The 16,266-nt window shown below is 34.5% G+C and carries 18 protein-coding genes; all 18 read right to left on the minus strand.

Annotated elements, in window-relative coordinates; translation table 11 throughout:
- Window positions 1–10: 10 nt before the first annotated feature.
- Entirely contained in the window at window positions 11–811 is an 801-nt protein-coding gene (locus RIN63_RS10105; protein ID WP_310444610.1) for a YwmB family TATA-box binding protein, read from the minus strand.
- A gap of 138 nt (window positions 812–949) precedes the next feature.
- Window positions 950–1,360 (minus strand): F0F1 ATP synthase subunit epsilon, encoded by a 411-nt coding sequence (locus tag RIN63_RS10110; RefSeq protein WP_310444611.1) that lies wholly within the window; start codon window positions 1,358–1,360, stop codon window positions 950–952.
- A 2-nt stretch (window positions 1,361–1,362) separates the two neighbouring features.
- Window positions 1,363–2,760 (minus strand): F0F1 ATP synthase subunit beta, encoded by a 1,398-nt coding sequence (atpD, locus tag RIN63_RS10115; protein WP_310444612.1) that lies wholly within the window; start codon window positions 2,758–2,760, stop codon window positions 1,363–1,365.
- Window positions 2,761–2,779: 19 nt separating this feature from the next.
- Window positions 2,780–3,637: an ATP synthase F1 subunit gamma gene (gene atpG / locus RIN63_RS10120; RefSeq protein WP_310444613.1), complete on the minus strand. Its 858-nt coding sequence runs from the start codon at window positions 3,635–3,637 to the stop codon at window positions 2,780–2,782.
- 36 nt (window positions 3,638–3,673) lie between these two features.
- A complete protein-coding gene (gene atpA / locus RIN63_RS10125) occupies window positions 3,674–5,179 on the minus strand; it encodes a F0F1 ATP synthase subunit alpha (protein ID WP_310444614.1) in 1,506 nt (501 codons plus the stop codon).
- Between the two features lie 17 nt (window positions 5,180–5,196).
- Window positions 5,197–5,739 carry a F0F1 ATP synthase subunit delta gene (locus tag RIN63_RS10130; protein WP_310444615.1) on the minus strand — a complete coding sequence of 181 codons (543 nt, stop codon included), beginning with the start codon at window positions 5,737–5,739 and terminating at the stop codon, window positions 5,197–5,199.
- The gene (gene atpF / locus RIN63_RS10135; RefSeq protein ID WP_310444616.1) at window positions 5,727–6,236 is read right to left on the minus strand and encodes a F0F1 ATP synthase subunit B; all 510 of its coding nucleotides are present in this window, start codon (window positions 6,234–6,236) and stop codon (window positions 5,727–5,729) included. Before atpF ends, RIN63_RS10130 begins: the two co-directional genes overlap by 13 nt.
- 49 nt (window positions 6,237–6,285) lie before the next feature.
- Window positions 6,286–6,570, minus strand: coding sequence for an ATP synthase F0 subunit C (atpE, locus tag RIN63_RS10140; protein ID WP_310444617.1), 285 nt, complete (start codon window positions 6,568–6,570; stop codon window positions 6,286–6,288).
- Between the two features lie 34 nt (window positions 6,571–6,604).
- The gene (atpB, locus tag RIN63_RS10145; protein ID WP_310444618.1) at window positions 6,605–7,273 is read right to left on the minus strand and encodes a F0F1 ATP synthase subunit A; all 669 of its coding nucleotides are present in this window, start codon (window positions 7,271–7,273) and stop codon (window positions 6,605–6,607) included.
- A 77-nt stretch (window positions 7,274–7,350) separates the two neighbouring features.
- Complete coding sequence (locus RIN63_RS10150; protein WP_310444619.1) at window positions 7,351–7,722, minus strand: ATP synthase subunit I; 372 nt, start codon at window positions 7,720–7,722, stop codon at window positions 7,351–7,353.
- A gap of 4 nt (window positions 7,723–7,726) precedes the next feature.
- Window positions 7,727–7,954, minus strand: a complete 228-nt coding sequence (locus RIN63_RS10155) for an AtpZ/AtpI family protein (protein ID WP_310444620.1) — start codon at window positions 7,952–7,954, stop codon at window positions 7,727–7,729.
- Window positions 7,955–8,162: 208 nt separating this feature from the next.
- Window positions 8,163–9,512, minus strand: coding sequence for a short-chain fatty acid transporter (locus tag RIN63_RS10160; protein ID WP_310444621.1), 1,350 nt, complete (start codon window positions 9,510–9,512; stop codon window positions 8,163–8,165).
- An 82-nt stretch (window positions 9,513–9,594) separates the two neighbouring features.
- On the minus strand, window positions 9,595–10,245 hold the full coding sequence (locus RIN63_RS10165) for a 3-oxoacid CoA-transferase subunit B (protein WP_310444622.1): 651 nt from the start codon (window positions 10,243–10,245) through the stop codon (window positions 9,595–9,597).
- Window positions 10,245–10,901, minus strand: coding sequence for a 3-oxoacid CoA-transferase subunit A (locus RIN63_RS10170; RefSeq protein ID WP_310444624.1), 657 nt, complete (start codon window positions 10,899–10,901; stop codon window positions 10,245–10,247). Before RIN63_RS10170 ends, RIN63_RS10165 begins: the two co-directional genes overlap by 1 nt.
- A gap of 154 nt (window positions 10,902–11,055) precedes the next feature.
- Entirely contained in the window at window positions 11,056–12,237 is a 1,182-nt protein-coding gene (locus tag RIN63_RS10175) for an acetyl-CoA C-acetyltransferase (RefSeq protein WP_310444625.1), read from the minus strand.
- Window positions 12,238–12,569: 332 nt separating this feature from the next.
- Window positions 12,570–13,952: a sigma 54-interacting transcriptional regulator gene (locus RIN63_RS10180; RefSeq protein ID WP_310444626.1), complete on the minus strand. Its 1,383-nt coding sequence runs from the start codon at window positions 13,950–13,952 to the stop codon at window positions 12,570–12,572.
- 79 nt (window positions 13,953–14,031) lie between these two features.
- On the minus strand, window positions 14,032–15,138 hold the full coding sequence (gene wecB, locus RIN63_RS10185; RefSeq protein WP_310444627.1) for a non-hydrolyzing UDP-N-acetylglucosamine 2-epimerase: 1,107 nt from the start codon (window positions 15,136–15,138) through the stop codon (window positions 14,032–14,034).
- Window positions 15,139–15,235: 97 nt separating this feature from the next.
- A complete protein-coding gene (locus RIN63_RS10190) occupies window positions 15,236–16,258 on the minus strand; it encodes an MraY family glycosyltransferase (RefSeq protein ID WP_310444628.1) in 1,023 nt (340 codons plus the stop codon).
- Window positions 16,259–16,266: the final 8 nt, after the last annotated feature.

Raw genomic sequence — 16,266 nt, forward strand, 5'->3', positions numbered from 1 at the left:
TCCTCCTACTTTAATATCCTGTGGTAATAATAGGTGTTCCAATCCATATATAAGTCTTGTCTTCAAATTCATTGTACCTGATTGCCAAATTCAGATTAATCTTCTTTTCACCAGAAAATATAGAACTCTCAATTAGAGGTGTAAAGGCTGTATAGCTTGATATTGATGAATCAAAGTATTCTTCAACTACTTTCCCCTTTACCTCTCTCATGGCATAACTAACATTCTTCTTTAAGTCTTCTTCTTTTAATTTTCCATCAATTGTGCCAATAATGCAAGTAGTTATTTCTACAGGTTTGCTGAATTTCTTAAAAATACCTTCAGTCCTTTCTATTATACCACTAATATTAAAATATTTCCCGCTTTTTATAAAATTAATAAATAGAGTTGTTTCCCCCTTCTTAGAGTCTGAGTCAAAATATGAGGATATCATTACAGTTACTGAATTTCCTTTACTATCTATTCCATGAATTGCCAGATGATTAAAGTTTTCTTCATAAATACTTTCCTTTGAATAATACTCCTTATCTACATCAGTATTATCCATATTAACATTAAACTCTTCACCCATTATTCCCATTTTAGTCTTTATCTCTCCGCCCATTGATTCAACTGCATCCTTAGATATAAATTCATCTAAAATTATTCCTCCCATATTTAAATCCCCTTCGAGGAATTGTCCATTTAACTCTTTTAACATTAAAGATAGTACATCAGATTCAGTATGTTTTTTGCCTGCCATTGTCAATGCTGGTATTAATAAAGATATAATAATTGCAAATAAGATTATTTTTTTAAAATTCTTTTTCATTTTAGGTTCCCTCCTTAAAATTTAAAGGAAAGAGTATTTTTTAAAAATGTAAAGGGGGACAAAACATTTAAATAAAAAAAGTACCCTTTCCCTATGATAAAAGTATTACCATGAGAGGGCACTTTTTATACCTAAATATTAATCAAATTTTTTTAAACCCGAAACATCTAATCTATTTATTGCACGTTGAAGAGCAAGCTCTGCTCGTCTAATATCTATATTTTCTTTTCTTTCCTTGAGCATAGATTCTGCCCGCTCTTTAGCAGCCTTAGCTCTTTCTACATCTATTTCATCAGGCCACTCAGCAGCTTCAGTAACTATAGTGGCTTTATCATCTACTACTGAAATATATCCATCTACTACTGCTGCTACCTTTTCTTCCCCGTCTTGGAATATCCTTACTTTCCCAATCTTAAGAGGTGTAGTAATCGGCGCTCTTCCTTTTAGGATAGCAAGATCACCCTCTATTCCACGAACAACAACTGACTCTACTTGTTCTGAAAAGAAAAGTCTATCGGGGGTTACAATCTCCAAATGAAAAGTAGACATAATTAACCCTCCATTTTCTTAGCATTTTCTATTACATCATCAATAGTACCCATGAATAGGAATGCCGCCTCTGGTATATCATCATGCTTACCTTCAAGGATTTCCTTAAATCCTCTAACAGTCTCCTTAATAGGTACATAAGCACCCTTGATTCCTGTAAATTGTTCTGCTACGCTAAAAGGTTGGGATAAAAATCTTTGTATCTTCCTTGCCCTAGCAACAGTCAATCTGTCATCATCAGAAAGTTCATCAATACCAAGGATCGCAATAATATCCTGTAAGTCTTTGTATCTTTGAAGCACTTCCTGTACCTGTCTAGCTACTTCATAATGCTCTTGCCCAACTATTTCAGGGTCTAATATCCTAGAAGTTGAATCCAATGGATCAACTGCTGGATAAATACCTAATTCTGATATAGAACGAGATAATACAGTCGTAGCATCTAAGTGAGCAAAAGTAGTAGCAGGGGCTGGGTCAGTTAAGTCGTCAGCAGGTACATATACAGCTTGAACAGATGTAATTGAACCTTTCTTAGTTGAAGTAATCCTCTCCTGAAGTTCACCCATTTCTGTAGCTAAGGTTGGTTGATACCCTACAGCTGATGGCATTCTACCAAGTAAAGCTGATACTTCTGATCCTGCTTGAGTAAATCTAAATATATTATCTATAAATAATAATACATCTTGACCTTCTTGATCTCTAAAATATTCTGCCATAGTAAGACCTGTTAGTGCTACCCTCATCCTTGCTCCAGGTGGCTCATTCATTTGACCAAATACTAATGCAGTCTTATCAATTACTCCAGATTCAATCATTTCATAGTAAAGGTCATTACCTTCCCTAGTCCTCTCTCCTACACCTGTAAAAACTGATAATCCACCGTGTTGTATTGCAATATTATTTATTAGCTCTTGTATTAGTACTGTTTTACCTACTCCAGCACCTCCAAATAAGCCTACCTTACCACCCTTAGAATATGGTGCTATAAGGTCAACTACTTTAATCCCCGTTTCAAATATTTCCTTAGAAGTCTCTTGTTCCTCAAAGGATGGAGCAGGTCTATGAATTGGAGAAGTTTGAGTAGCTTTAACTTCTCCCTTACCATCAATCGGTTCACCTAATACATTGAAAAGTCTTCCCAAGGTCTCCTTACCTACAGGAACAGCAATAGATTTACCAGTATTAGCAGCTTCCATACCTCTAACAAGTCCATCTGTCGAATCCATAGAAACACATCTAACAATGTCATCACCAATATGTTGAGCTACTTCTACAACTATCTTCTTACCATCTTTTTCTATCTCAATAGCATTTAATAGCTCTGGTAGATTATCTTCACTAAACCTAATATCAACTACGGGGCCTATAACTTGAACAATTTTTCCAATGTTCTTTTCCATTTGCCCTCTCCTTTCATTGTTACTTTAGAGCCTCAGCACCGGAAACAATTTCAGATATTTCCATGGTAATTGCTGCCTGTCTTGCTCTATTATAGCTAATTTGTAACTCATCAATCATTTCTTCCGCATTATCTGTAGCAGATTCCATAGCAACTCTTCTAGCAGCTTGTTCACTACAGGATGACTCAATAAGAGCACCAAAAATACTACTTTGTATATATTTAGGAATCAAATAAGATAATACTTCTTCAGTAGAAGGTTCAAATTCTGTAATAGTCTTTACCTTTTTTTCTCCTTTATGAACCTCATCAGAAGGAAGTAGTCTCATTATTGCAGGCTGTTGCGAAATAGTACCCAAGAAACGAGTATAGACTATATTTATTTCATCTACTTCTCTATTCTTATATAGATTCAAGGCTAGATTACCAATTTTTCTAGCATCAGAAAAATTTGGTTCTTCAGTGATGCCAGTGAATTCACCAACTACATCATAATCTCTTCTTTTAAAGTATTCACGAGCTTTAGTTCCTACTGTGATAATCTTAGTCTTGATGTTCTTTTCTCTAATATTTTTTTCTGCCAATCTAATGATACCAGCATTATAACCTCCAGCAAGTCCACGATCTGCAGCTACTACAATATATAAAGAAGATTTCACCTCTCTATTATCCAACAGAGGATGTTTCATATTACCTGTAGTAGCTAATATATCCTGAATATTATCAAGAACAGTATTATAATATGGTCTAGATCTTTCTATCCTATCACGGGCACGCTTTAGCTTCGCAGAAGAAACTAACTCCATAGCCTTAGTAATCTGCTTTGTATTACTAATTCCTCTTATTCGTCTTTTAATATCTCTTGTTGTTCCAGCCAAAATTTACACCACCTTTAGGCAATTGTCAATTGACAATTATTGAAAATTCTTCTTAAATTCAGCGATTGCTGTTTTTATTTTCTCCACATTTTCATCAGTTAAATCTTTTGTTGTTTTAATATCTTCTATTATGTCTGGATAGCTATTATCTACAAACTGTAAGAATTCCTTTTCAAAGGCAGATATCCTATTTACAGGAATATCTGTAAGATATTTGTTAAGCGCAGCATAAAATATAACTACTTGATGTTCAACAGATACCGGACTATATTGAGGTTGCTTTAATATCTGAAGCATTCGTTCTCCTTGATCAAGTACTCCTTTAGTTTCCTTGTCTAGTTCTGAACCAAATTGAGCAAAAGCTGCTAACTCCCTATATTGTGCAAGTTCCAACTTAATTCTCCCTGCAACCTTTTTCATCGCCTTTATTTGTGCAGAACCTCCAACTCTTGAAACAGAAAGTCCTGAGTTAATTGGTGGTCTTTGACCTGCAAAGAATAAATCTGTCTCTAAGAAAATCTGTCCATCAGTGATAGAAATAACATTAGTTGGAATATATGCTGAAATATCTCCAGCTAGTGTTTCTATAATTGGCAGGGCAGTAATAGACCCTCCACCAAATTTTTCATCTAGTCTTGCAGCTCTCTCAAGAAGTCTTGAGTGAAGATAAAATACATCTCCAGGGAAAGCTTCTCTTCCTGGTGGTCGTCTTAAAAGTAAAGACATGGCTCTATATGCAATAGCATGCTTTGATAAATCATCGTATACTATTAGTACATCTTTCCCATTTGCCATAAATTCTTCAGCGATGGTTACACCAGCATATGGAGCAATATATTGAAGAGGTGCCAATTCACTTGCTGTAGATGATACAACTACAGAGTAATCCATTGCACCGCGTTTCTCAAGTGTATCAACTATTTGAGCTACTGTAGATCTCTTTTGACCTATGGCTACATAGATACAGATAACATCTTGACCTTTTTGATTGATAATTGTATCAATGGCAATTGCCGTCTTTCCAGTTTGTCTATCTCCGATAATAAGTTCCCTTTGACCCCTACCTATTGGGATCATGGAGTCTATTGCTTTAATACCTGTTTGCAAAGGTTGGTTAACAGACTTTCTTGTAATAACCCCTGGAGCAATTTTCTCAATAGGACTAAATTTAGTAGTATTTATAGCACCCTTACCATCAATTGGTTGACCAAGGGCATTAACAACTCTACCTATCATCGCATCTCCTACTGGAACTTCAACAATTCTACCAGTTCTCTTTACAACATCTCCCTCTCTGATTTCCTTATCAGAACCTAAAAGAACACAACCTACATTGTCCTCCTCTAAGTTTAATGCCATACCAAAGACTTCACCTGGGAACTCAACTAGTTCTCCAGCCATACATCCTTCTAAGCCATGAATCCTAGCGATACCGTCTCCTACCTGAATAACAGTACCTATATCTACCATATCTAATGATTTTTCATATCTTTTAATTTGTTCCTTAATAATTGAACTTATTTCTTCTGGTCTTAACTCCATTTTCTCACCTCACTCTTCTAGTTTGTCGCCCCACTAATGGCTTTCCCTATAGCCTCTAGTTGGCCTCTTACAGTGCCATCTACAAGTTTGTTTTCAACCTTTAATAAAACTCCTCCAATAATAGTACTATCCACATTATTGGTTAGTTCAATTTTCTTGTCTAACTTATTCATAAGAATTGTCATAAGTTTAGACTTAGCTTTTTCTTCCATAGGTACTGCTGTTACAGCAACAACTCTAACAATATTTTCATGTTCATTAAATAATTCTTTATAACTATCTATTATCTCCAAAATATGAGCTTCTCGTCTTTTATCAATTAAAACATATAGGAAATTCACCATTTCAGTGGATATCTTATCTTTGAAAAGTTCATCTATTAAAGAATGTTTTTCTTTTTTACTAATCTTTGGATGATGTAATATCTGAAGCAATTTTGGTTCTGAAGTAAATATTGACTTTAGGTAATCTAATTCTTTATCAAATATGGAAATCTTGTTAGTATCAATTCCAGCTTCAAATAATGCTAAAGCATATCTTTTACCAACTAACTTTGCCATTTTGAATTACCTACCTCATCAATAAATTTATCGATTAAACCTTTTTGACTATCCATATTAATTTTCTCCTCCATGATTTTGGAGGCTATTAATACCGCCATTTCTCCGGCTTGAGATTTAATATCTTGGAAAGCAACTTCTCTTTCACGAACTATTTCTCGTCTAGCTCTAGAGATTATGGCCTCAGCTTCTTTTCTAGCTTCAACAACAATACCTTCCTTTAATTCCTCTCCACGCTTTCTAGCAGATTCTATGATTTCTTGACTTTCTTTTTTAGCATGGCTTATTTTTGACTCATAACCATCCTTTAGAGCTGTAGCTTCTTCTCTCAAAACCTTAGCTCCATCAATATCTGATTTGATTTTTTCCTGTCTATCACTTAAAGCCTTGGAAACTGGCTTGTGTAGGAAATGCCTAAGCATTAAAAAGAGTAAAAACAAAGCAGCCCAAGCTAGGATCATAGAAGAAAGCTCTGGTAAGGTTCTAACTTGTATCATAATCTTACCTCCTTATCTTGAAATACTCAAAATGATATTTCAATAGATATTATAATCCTAGAGCTAAATAAGCTGTTAATAGTGGTCTAACGAATAGTAAAATTATCGCAATAACCAATCCGTAAATACCTGTTGTCTCTGCTACTGCTTGACCTAAAAGCATAGTTGAAGTAATATCACCTTTAGCTTCTGGTTGTCTACCTACTGCTGCTGCACCTTGACCTGCTGCATTACCTTGACCAATTCCAGGACCTATACCTGCGATCATAGCAAGACCTGCACCTATTGCTGAGCATCCTAATATAAAAGCTTCACTTGTTATTCCTTGTATCATTTTTCTTCCTCCTCCCAAATTTTAAAAAACAGTATTATTCTTCTCTACCACCTATGAATATCATAGATAACATAATAAATATAAAAGTTTGTAGCAATCCAGAAAACACATCAAAATAAGCATGTAACGGAGTTGCTATAATTGGTGCAAAAATTCCCAATGCTTGGTATAGTAATGCCATAATAATACCACCACTCATTACATTTCCAAATAGACGGAAAGATAATGAAATTGGATTAGCTAAGTCACCTATTACATTCAGCGGAGTTAAAAATGCCATAGGCTCCGTATATCCTTTAAGATACTTAAAGATACTTCCTGAATTTTTTATTTTCCAGAATTGGGTTAATACAAAAGTGACTAAAGCTAAAGATAAGGTAACTGAATAATCAGATGTAGGTGGTGAAAAACCTAGTAATCCAAATAAATTAGCTACAGCTAAGAATAACGCTAAAGTAAGCATATATGGTGCAAATTGCATATTTTGCGGCCCCATAGTACTTCTAACTAATCCTTCTACAGCTTCAACCAACATTTCTACAACATTTAGGAAATTCGATGGTACTTCATCTACATTAGCCTTTTTAATTTTACTATTAACTACTAAGGCAAAGATAATTAATAGTATTACAACTACCCACATATTAACGATAGTGTCGGGTATAATGATTTCCCTTCCAAAGATTCTTACTAATAGTTCCAAAATATCCCTCCCTTCATTTGCAGTCAATATTAGGTTTCCGCATTTCCTAGATGCAGTATATAATTAATTTTTATTAATTATCTTTGAAAATCTTTGTCAAATATTCCTGAACCCAAAATCACAAATTTTACTATCAAAAGCCCTAAAATAGCAGCTGGAAAGTTGAGATAATCTGCTAAGGCTGCAACTCCAAGAACAATAAAGTATATAAAGTATCGCAACATATAATGTACTGTAGAATAAGCAGTAGCCTTTCCAGGTGTCATATTTACAGCCTTATTGATAGTATTATGAAGCAATTTAAAGCCTAATATACTAATAATCCCTCCAAATGCATACCCAAGTATAACTGGCTTAGGATTTTTAAAAGCAAAGGCGGATATTCCTATAATAAGTAAGGAAACTATAGCTGTTCTTTTAACTACTTTAAATACTAAATGATTGTTCATCTATTCACTTCCTCTTATTTTTTAGGCCCACAGTCAATTTAAATATATTTAAAAACCCTGCACCAGCACCAAGAATAATGAAAATAATAGTAAAGATACCATTCAAACCTAATTTCTTATCAATGAGCTGCCCAAAGAAAACACCTAGTAGAATAGGTGTAATCACAGACAATCCAATTTGGCTAATTAATCCTAGATTTTGAAGGGTATCCTTATAGTTTTTATTCTTCATATTTTCACCTCAATAAAGGTAATTTATCCTTAGTATGTCATACTATAACATTAGTATGTCATAATATGTTGAAAAACATATATTTCTATAGCAATTATATAAAATTTTAGAATATTATGCAAGTAGTTTAATGTCATATCATAGGATTTCATAAGCCGTATATGAAAACTAGCTCTTGACTCAAGAGCTAGTTTTTATCAAGTGCTTTTTATAAAAACAGGAATGCTAATGAGATAACTACACCTGAATAAATCAAGTCCATTAAGCAGAATCCCATAATATCTCTAGCACCAAGTCCTGCAATACCTAAAGCTGGTAATGCCCAGAACGGTTGAATCATATTGGTCCAAGCATCTCCCCAAGCAATAGCCATAGCTGTTTTAGCAGCTGGTACACCTAATTCTAACCCAGCAGGCATCATAATAGGAGCTTGAACTGCCCATTGTCCACCACCTGAAGGTACGAAGAAATTAACAATACCTGCAGCCCAGAAAGTAAATAGTGGGAATGTTTTTTCTGTTGCTATACTTACGAACCAATTGGATATCTGACCTGCTAAACTAACTCCTTCAGGAGTTGCACCTGTCATCATACCCATAATACCTGCATAAAATGGAAATTGTAATAATATTGGTCCTGCTCCCTTGGCAGCTTCACCGAAAGCATGGATGAATCTCCTTGGTGTTTGGTGGAATAAGATACCAAATGTTAGGAATATTAAATTTACAATGTTTAAGTTTAAGTCAAATCCCTTAGTGATAAAGTGATTTACTATATAAGTCATACTAATTGCAAATACAATAATATTAACTATCTTGCTGTTTTCAACCTTATCAGCTGGTGTATCATTTTTAGCAAAAGAATCATCTTCTTCTTTATCTACTAATAAATGCTTGTCTACTATTACAGTAAACTTCTTCTCTGGATGCATTGCCCTGTTAATTAAAGGCAAAGTAAATATTAAGATACCAGAAATTACTAGGTTTAACACTGAAAATATTGTTTCTGTTGTTGGAATAATGTCAGTTATAGCTCCTGCTGTTTGAGCAGCATTGGCAGCAGCATTAGTTGCTAGTGTCAATGGTATAGATCCTGAAATTCCTCCATGCCAAACTAAAAATCCTGAGTAAGCAGACGCTATAAGAAGTCTGTAGTCAACATCTTCTACCTCTTTTGCAAGTTCCTTTGCATACAATGCTCCAATAACTAAACCAAAACCCCAGTTAATCCAGCATGCAATAGCTGATACTAAGGAAACTGCAAAGATTGCTTGAGTTGGTGTTTTTGCTACCTTTGCTAAACTTCTTAAAGTGCCTTTGAAAGGTTTAGAGCTAGCTAATGTATGACCAGTAACTAATACTAATGCCATTTGCATTGAAAATGCTAGTAAAGCCCACACTCCATTACCCCAATGATTGATCATTGTGAATAAGCTTTGTCCTGTAGATATTGTACCTAATGCTAATGTAATGATTGTTAGAAAAATTGCAAATAGGAATGCATCAGGTAAATACTTTTGAACGATTGCTACGAATACATTTGTTAACTTTTTAAACATTATACTTCCTCCTCTTTAGTTGAATATTTATATATTACATAGATATTACCCACATATAGTAGGTAATATCTATGGCAATATCTTATATTTCCATTTTAACTAAATCATCAGCAATTATTAATGTTGCTTCTGTAGCAGCTTGTACTTCCTCTAAAGTATATTCTGGATTAATTTCTTTCAAAAGTAGCCCTTTTTCAGTTACTTCCATAACTCCCATTTCAGTAATAATAAGATTTACTTGGCCTGCAGCTGTAAGTGGAAGATTACATTCTTTTAATATCTTGTGATTTCCCTTTACTGTATGTTCCATAGCTACGATAACCTTTTTTGCACCTGTAACTAAGTCCATAGCTCCACCCATACCTGGTACCATTTTTCCTGGGATCATCCAGTTAGCTAAATTACCTTTTTCGTCTACTTGAAGTGCTCCAAGTACTGTCATATCAACGTGGCCACCACGAATAATGCCAAAGGAAGTCGCAGAGTCGAAGAATATTCCCCCCGGTAAAATAGTTACACATTGAGCTCCAGCATTTACTATATAAGGATCTTCTTTCCCTTCTTCAGGAGCAGGTCCAAGACCTAAGAATCCGTTTTCTGATTGGAAGTAAACACTTATATTTTCAGGTACATGGTTAGCTACCATAGTTGGTAAACCAATACCAAGGTTAACTACGTCTCCATCTTTTAATTCATTTGCTACACGTTTAGCAATAAATTCTTTCTTATCCATTATTTGTCACCTCCGTTAACAATGTAGTCTACAAATATTCCTGAAGTAACAACATCATTAGGATCAAGATCTCCTACTTTTACAACCTTTTCAGCTTCTACTATTACAATATCAGCAGCAGTTGCCATAAGAGAATTGAAGTTTCTTGTTGCACCATAATAAACGATATTGCCAAATTCATCTACAGTTTCTCCAGCTATCAATGCTACATCAGCTCTAAGCGGCATTTCAAGAAGATAAGTCTTTCCATCAATTACCATCTTTTCTTTACCTTCTTCAACTATTGTACCTACTCCTGTTGGTGTTAAGAATCCGCCAAGGCCAGCTCCTCCAGCTCTTACTTGCTCAGCAAGAGTACCTTGGGGTACAAGAACTACTTCCATTTCACCTGAGTTCATTTGATTACCAGTCTCACGATTTGTACCAACATGAGAAGCGATAAGTTTTTTAATTTGTTTGTTTACTACAAGTTTACCAGCACCTATCTCTGGAAATCCAGAGTCATTACAGATTAATGTTAAGTCTTTAACACCTTTCTTTTCTAGTGCGTCCATTAGTCTATGTGGGCTACCACATCCTAAGAATCCACCAACCATAATAGTCATGCCATCTTTAATATGGTTTATAGCTTCATCTATTGAAATAACCTTATTCATTAGAAAACCTCCCGTATATATTTAATTTACAATTAACAGAGAACAATTAACAATTGAATTTTAGAACCAAGATCCTCCATTACATTCAGGATGACAGTCTTTGGGTTTCATTACTAATTGTTAATCGTTAAATGTTAACTCGATATCAAAACGCCTATCTTTTAACTATCAGTGCTATTCCTTGGCCTCCGCCTATACAAAGTGTAGCTAAACCATTTTTAGAATCTCTTTTTTCCATTTCGTGTAATAATGTAACTAAAATTCTTGCACCTGAAGCTCCTATTGGATGACCTATTGCAATAGCTCCACCATTTACATTTGTTTTTTCTGTATCTAATTTAAGGTCTTTAATAACTGATAATGCTTGAGCAGCAAAAGCTTCATTTGCTTCTACTAGATCTAAGTCTTCTACAGTCATGTTAGCTTTAGCTAAAGCTTTTCTTGTAGCTGGAATAGGTCCAGTTCCCATAATTGATGGGTCTACACCTGCTGAAGCATATGATGCAATTGTTGCTAATGGTTTGATTCCAAGTTCATCTGCCTTTTCTTTGCTCATTACAACTAATGCAGCTGCCCCGTCATTAATACCTGAAGAAGTACCTGCAGTTACAGTACCATCTTTTTTAAACGCTGGTCTAAGTTTTGCCAAAGTTTCAATAGTAGTACCAAACTTTGGATATTCATCTGTATCTACTATAATTGGATCTCCCTTTCTTTGAGGGATTTCAATAGCAACGATTTCTTCTTTAAATCTGCCGTTTTTAACAGCTTCTTCTGCTCTGTTTTGACTAACTAACGCAAGATTATCTTGTTCTTCACGAGTAAGACCATATTTCTCTACAATATTTTCTGCAGTAATTCCCATATGATAATCATTGAAAACATCCCATAAACCGTCTTGTACCATATAATCTTCAATAGCGCCATTACCCATTCTTTGTCCCCATCTAGCAGATTTTAAAAGATATGGAGCTTGGCTCATGTTTTCTGTACCACCTGCTACTACAATATCAGCTTCTCCTGCTAAAATAGCTTGAGCTGCCAATGCTACAGTTTTAAGTCCTGAACCACAAACCTTATTAATTGTAAATGAAGGAACTTCTATAGGGATTCCTGCACCTACGGATACTTGTCTAGCTACGTTTTGACCTAATCCTGCTTGCAATACATTTCCAAAGATTACTTCGTCAACAAGGCTTGGATCTACATTTGCTCTCTTCAAAGCTTCCTTTACAACTGTAGTACCAAGTTGTACTGCTGGAACATCTTTAAATTTACCACCAAAAGCACCTACTGGTGTTCTAACTGCTGATACTATAACTACTTCTCTCATCATTTTCTACCTCCTGTTTTTTATAATTCTTTTATATCCATATTCTTGGATAAAAATATAATGATTGATAGATTGATTATATCATATCTTACAATAATGATTTTCCATCTGCTTATTATTGCAATTATCATGCCAAGTTTTTATGTTGAATTTTACTATTTTATGCATTGGAATTAGCTAAAACTCTAAAATTTATAAACCAATTTCTCTTTTTTTGTAAAGAAAAAAGAAAATCTGTAGATATTTTTCTACACAATAATTGCTTTTCCTAAGATACTTGTATCAAATTATCTACATTTATCCATGTTTTGTATACGATTGGATACACAAATGGTTTAATCTTTCATTTCATACTTTTCAAGTTTCTTATATAATGCGGTCCGATGAATCCCTAATTTTTCTGCTGCCAACGATTTATTTCCCTTTGCTAATATTATAGCTTGTCTTATAACCTCTATTTCGGCGTCACGAACAGCATCCTTTAGCAAAGGTATTTCTTCTATGGCAGTCGTAGTGTAATTCTTATGTTTTACAAGTCTTTCAGGCAAATGTTCAGGTAATATAAACCTACTTGATGATAGATTTATTGCTCTTTCTAATACATTTCTTAGTTCTCTTGCATTCCCTGGCCAATTATAGGATTTTAATATTTTAAGAGCGCTGGAAGTAAGTTCCTTTTCTCCTACATTCATCTCTTTAACTAAATATCCTAGAAGATTATCAGCTAAGGGATCTATATCTTCCAATCTATCTCTAAGGGGTGGAATTTCTATTGATACCACATTCAACCTATAATATAAATCTTCCCTAAACTTACCTGCTTTTATTTGTTCCTCAATATTCTCATTGGTGGCTGCAATAATCCTAGCATCCAATCCAATCTTTTTATTTCCACCTATTCGCTCAAATTCCTTAGCTTCTAAAACCCTCAAAAGCTTAGCTTGCATATCCAATGGCATGGTTCCAATCTCATCTAAAAAAATTGTCCCTCCTGAAGCGATTTCAAACTTGCCTTGCTTACCTTCCTTCTTAGCCCCTGTAAATGCACCACTATCATATCCAAAAAGTTCAGATTCCAACAAATCCCTAGGAATTGCAGCGCAATTTATGGGAATAAAACCTCCACCCTTTCTATAGCTAGCCCTATGAATGGCATGGGCAAAGAGTTCCTTTCCAGTACCAGATTCACCTGTTATGAGGACAGTAGAATTTGTTTCCGCTGCCATTCGCCCTACCTTTTTCAGATAGTTCATTTTGGGATTTACTGTAATAATCCTATCAAAAGAATATTTACTTCCCTCAATCCTTTCGATTTCTCCCTTATATTTATTTATCTTAGATTGTAAATCAAGGAGTTGATGGGCTAATTCCTTTACTTCACTTATATCCTTAAAAAGCACTGTACCAACTGCTCCAATGATTTTGTCTCCCTTAATTATAGGGATACGGTTAGTAATCATATCGTGCCCTTGGATTCTTTGGACATCTCTAAGTTCTTTTACCCCTGTATTAACTACGATATGCATACGGGTATTTTCGATAATATCTTCAACATGCTTCCCTATTGCATCTTCTTCTTTTATTCCCATAAGCTTTTCATAATTCATCTTTACAATTCTACCTTGAGGGTCAACTAATACATACCCTTCATATGCATAGTTTAAAACATCCTCAATCATATCAATGCTATCCCTAAGCTCAGTTAATATATCTACCACAAAATCACCCCCTGAAAGATAGTCAATAGTGAAGAACTAATAACTAATAGTTAAAAGATTTTAATATATTCACTATTCACTATTTGTTATTCAATAATATATCAACTATTCTCTCACTTGCCTTTCCATCTCCATATGGATTTACTGCATTGGCCATTTTATTATATTCATCTTTATTGGATAGTAGAAGGTCAAGCTCATTAAATACATCATTATATTTAGTACCTACTAATTTTGCTGTTCCTGCTTCTATTCCTTCTGGTCTTTCAGTTTCTTCTCTCACTACAAGTACAGGCTTGCCAAAGGTTGGTCCTTCTTCTTGAAGTCCTCCTGAATCTGTAACTATTAAATTTACCTTTGCCATAAGGTTTTCCATAGACTCATAATCTAAAGGCTCTATTAAATGTATTCTCTGATTATTAGATAAAATTGAATAAGCTATTTCCCTTACCTTAGGATTTAAATGCATTGGGAAAACTAATTCTACATCTTCATATTTTTCTATAATATCTCTTATGGCAGTAAATATATCTTCCATAGGTTCGCCAATGTTTTCACTCCTATGGGCTGTCATTAAAATCACTCTTTTATTTTCATAATCAAGACTATTTAATAAATCCAGCTCAAATATGTAATCATCTTTAATAACATACTTCAAAGCATCTATTACTGTATTGCCTGTAATAAAAATTTTGTCATCTGGATAATCTTCTTTCAATAAGTTTTGTCTATTTCTTTCTGTTGGTGCAAAATGATAAGCTGTAATTATGCCAGTTAGTTTCCTATTAGCTTCCTCAGGATATGGGGAATATAGGTTTCCACTACGAAGTCCTGCCTCTACATGGCCAATCTTTACTCTTTGATAAAAGGCTGCCAAAGCTCCTGCAAATACAGTCGTAGTATCTCCTTGAACTAAAAGTACATCAGGCCTCTCCTTTATGATTACCTCTTCAAGCCCCTTTAATGCTCTAGTTGTAATTTCAGTAAGAGTTTGCCCAGGTTTAAATATATTTAAATCATAATCAGGCTCAATATTAAATATTCTTAGAACTTGATCTAACATTTCCCTATGTTGGCCAGTAATACATATAACAGATTCAATACCTTCTCTTTTTTCCAATTCTTTCACTATTGGAGCCATTTTAATCCCTTCTGGCCTAGTCCCAAACACAGTCATAATCTTCATAAAATCCCCTCCATTTATTTTTTGACACAATGGGACCGTCCCCTTGTGTCAACTGTTTAGTTTAAAAAAATGGGACAGTAATCCTGTCCCTTTGTCCCTATTTCTTTTCAAATAAGCCTATTTTTAGTGCTATAAGTACTGTGATTACAAACATTGCAACAGATAAATATACTGCCTGTCTACTATTTGCTCTAGATACTAAGATGGCAAATGCTCCAAATATACCCGATATACCATAAAGTATCAATACGGATTTTCTTTGAGAAAAGCCTCTATTTAGCAGTCTATGATGTAAATGTCCCTTATCTGCAGCTGCTATGGATTGTCCATTTAGAAGTCTTCTAAATATTGCAAAGGTAGTATCAAATATAGGTACTCCCAATATTAATATTGGAGCAATTACAGCAATTGTAGCTACACTCTTCATTACACCTTCTATAGATATGGCTGCCAGCATAAACCCTAGGAACATAGCTCCTGTATCTCCCATGAAAATTTTAGCTGGATTAAAGTTAAATGGAAGGAATCCTAAGCAAGCTCCTGCTAAAGCAGCAGACATGATGACAACGCTAGAATATCCAAAGGTGTGTGCTACTATCATGAGAGATATACTGGATATCATTGCAACTCCACAAGACAATCCATCTAACCCATCTATAAAGTTCAATGTATTTGTGATACCTACAACCCAAAACAAAGTAATAGGTATTGATAACCAATTTAAAAATAATAGAGAGCTATCTTTGGAAAATGGGTTTGTAACAAAATCAATTTTAACATCTCCCAATATAAGTATGACTCCTGCTAAAATTTGAAATGCCATTTTAGCTTTTGGATTTAATTCCCTAATGTCATCTATGATTCCACCCATTACAATTACAGTTGCCCCTATTAATATGGAAGTTGTCTCTTTATTCAATGGTAAAAATACTAGAATAACAATAATTGCTGCAAAAAATATAGCTAATCCGCCTATTGATGGCATAGCAGTATTGTGTACTCTTCTATCATCCTTTGGCACATCAACTGCACCAACTTTAAATGCTAATTTCCTTACAAATGGAGTTGCTAAAAATGAGATTACCATTCCTAGCAAAAATGGCATTATAAGACCTTCCATCTAAATAT

The sequence above is a fragment of the Tissierella sp. genome (genome assembly GCF_031460495.1).
In the GTDB taxonomy this organism is placed as follows: domain Bacteria; phylum Bacillota; class Clostridia; order Tissierellales; family Tissierellaceae; genus JAVKTS01.